Source organism: Pararcticibacter amylolyticus, assembly GCF_003130405.1.
In the GTDB taxonomy this organism is placed as follows: Bacteria; Bacteroidota; Bacteroidia; order Sphingobacteriales; family Sphingobacteriaceae; genus Arcticibacter; species Arcticibacter amylolyticus.
In genome coordinates this window covers 10,064-12,893 of sequence record NZ_QEAS01000018.1, presented here as the reverse complement: position 1 = coordinate 12,893, position 2,830 = coordinate 10,064, and the positions used below count along the sequence as shown (strand labels likewise).

The 2,830-nt window shown below is 46.7% G+C and carries 2 protein-coding genes; both read left to right on the top strand.

The window, feature by feature from the left end; all coding sequences use genetic code 11:
- Nucleotides 1–55: 55 nt before the first annotated feature.
- Entirely contained in the window at nucleotides 56–2,482 is a 2,427-nt protein-coding gene (locus DDR33_RS19165) for a glycoside hydrolase family 31 protein (RefSeq protein ID WP_109417420.1), read from the top strand.
- 31 nt (nucleotides 2,483–2,513) lie between these two features.
- Nucleotides 2,514–2,830, top strand: a 317-nt coding sequence (gene rhaM, locus DDR33_RS19160; RefSeq protein ID WP_109417419.1) for an L-rhamnose mutarotase, incomplete at its 3' end; no start/stop codon positions are given.

Here is a 2,830-nt window from a genome sequence, read left to right as displayed (position 1 = left end):
ATGAGTTAGGGGTTATGCGGGGGGATATTGACTATCGTTTTCAAATAAGTGGCTAATGCAGAGAGACAGGGTTCTTATCTTTTTATTTCTTTTTTTATTTCCCTTACTTAACAAGGCACAGTCCGTTGGGAATTATTCTTCTGGTTTTAAAAAAGAGGGGAATGAATATCATTTTCGAAACGGGAATGCGGATGTTAAGCTGGAATTCTGTACTCCTGGAATGTTCCGTGTGAGGACCTCCTGGAGCCGGTCTTTTGAGCCGGAGGAAGACCTGATGGTTTCGAATTATAAATGGGCGGCAGTGGGTGTAAATGCCTCTGAAGAGCCTGGCTGTTTTCTATTGAAGACAGAAAAGCTGGACATAAAAGTTTTCAAGGCGCCGTTTTATATAGAGGTTTATTCTAAAGATGGGCAGTTGCTCTCAACAGAGCAGGGTTTAGGGGCAGAAAAAAAGGGCGACACGGTGTCGTGTGCTAAAGTGCTGATGCCCGACGAGCACTTTTTCGGATTCGGAGAACGAATGGACTTTATCGACCGGCGCAGTAAGAAGGTGAACCTGAATGTGGGAAGAGGAAAAGGCAGGCCGCATATGATAGGAGCGTATAATATTCTTGAAGCCAACTATTCCCCGGTTCCATTTTTTATGAGTACGAGAGGCTACGGGGTCTTTCTTCATAATTCTTATGCGACGGAATGGGATATGGGATCAGGATCGGATGACCGTTATCTGTTTAAAGCAGCATCGGGCGAACTTGATTATTACTTTATTTACGGACCTGATTTTCCGGCTATCTTAAATGATTATACAGCCCTGACAGGGCGATCGCCTTTACTGCCTCAGTTTGCATTGGGATTGCATGCAGGGACCTACAGCGGTGGTACCTGGGGGCATGAAAAAGAAACTTCCGATGCTTATGTTGTAGCGCTCGCCAGGCGATTCCGGGAACTGGGTATCCCGGTTGATTTGCTATGGCTTGACTCAACCTGGCGGATCTTCGGAACGAACGGAGGGAATGGCGCCACTTCTTTTGAATGGCGGGATACGTTTAAAGATCCTAAAGGAATGTTTGACAGTCTCTATGCCATGAAGTATAAGATGGTGGGGCTGCATTTGCGGCCACGGTTTGATAATGGCATTAAGCTTAATCTCCTTGACCAGGCGCGCGAAAAAGGACTGGTATATCCCGAACCTGACAATAAGGGTGAATTTGTCAATTTCTTTGACAGGAAGTCGGTAGACTGGTGGTGGGATAACGGGGTGATGCGGGTAGCTTCCATTGGTGCTAAGTTTCTGAAGACCGATGAGGGCAGTGCTTTTGGCGGCCTGGCAAATGAAAGTAATAAGACGGGGCCGACAGACAAAGCTGCTCAGAAGCTTCATAACGTTTTTCCCGTTGCCTATGCAAAGGCTCCTTATGAAAAGTTCCAGGAGTTTAACGGCATCCGCGGATTGAATCAAACCCGGGAGGGGTATGCCGGGATTCAACGGTATCCTTTCATCTTCGCAGGAGACTGGCCCAGTGAATGGCAGTATTTTGCCCCGGTTATTAAAGCGGGTATTAATATAGGACTTTCTGGCGTGGGCTATTGGGCTCATTGTATGGGCGGGTTCGAACGTCCGGCTGATCCCGAGCTTTATATCAGATGGGTGCAGTTTGGTATGTTCAGTCCTGTTGCCCTGGTCTTTGGTATGGACCATCCGGGTTACAAGGAACCCTGGGCCTATGGAGACCAGGCTCTTGCTAATTTTAAAAAGTATGATATCCTGAGATACCGCCTGATCCCCTATATCTATAGTAATGCCTATACAATGTATAAAACGGGGCTGCCTTTAATGAAGGGACTGGTGATGGATTACCGGAAGGATGCCAATGTGTATGATATCGGCGACCAGTACTTGTTTGGAAATAACCTGATGGTTTGTCCTGTGACGACAAAAGGTGCGCAGACACGTACCGTGTATTTGCCTGAAGGTACGTGGTTTGACTATTGGACAGGGAAGAAATACGCCGGGAAGCAATATGTTCATGTAGTGTGCCCGCTGGACACTATCCCTTTATTTGCAAAAGCGGGGGCTGTAATACCGATGCAGCCGGAGATGCTGTACAGCGGGGAAAAGCCGGTGAATGAAATTATGCTGGATATTTTTCCCGGCAGCGGTTCATTTTCCTTGTACGAGGATGATGGGGTTAGCCTCGGCTATAAATCGGGTAAATTTGCTTTAACAGAGATCTCGGTGGACGGTGATGCCAATGGGGTGAAAATTGATATCAGGAAACCGGAGGGGAGTTTTAAGCCTTCATCTCATACGTATCTGCTAAAGATCAGGCTGGAAGAGTTACCGGGTAAGATACCGGAGGTTACCGAGAATGGGAAGAAGAATGTCAGAGGGGTTAACCTGGACAAGAAGGACAGAGTCTTATATGTGAAAACGATTTCAGATAACCGGAAGGATATCTCTGTGAACATTCGCTTTCAGTAGAAGTACCATTTTATAACCAAATATCAGAAGTATGCCAAGAATAGCCTTCAAAATGAAGTTAAATCCCGGTATGAAAGAGGAATACCGGAAGCGCCATCAGCAGATCTGGCCGGAGCTTCGTCAGTTGCTTTTGTCCCGCGGGATCAGCAATTACAGTATTTTTCTTGATGAGGAGACCAATATCCTGTTTGCAGTGCAGAATGTCAGGGGCGGCGAAAACTCACAGGATCTGTCTGCTGAACCTATAGTTCAGAAATGGTGGGCGTATATGGCTGATATTATGGAAACGAATGTGGATCAATCTCCGGTGTCGGTGGGACTGGAGGAAGTGTTTCGTCTGGAAGAATG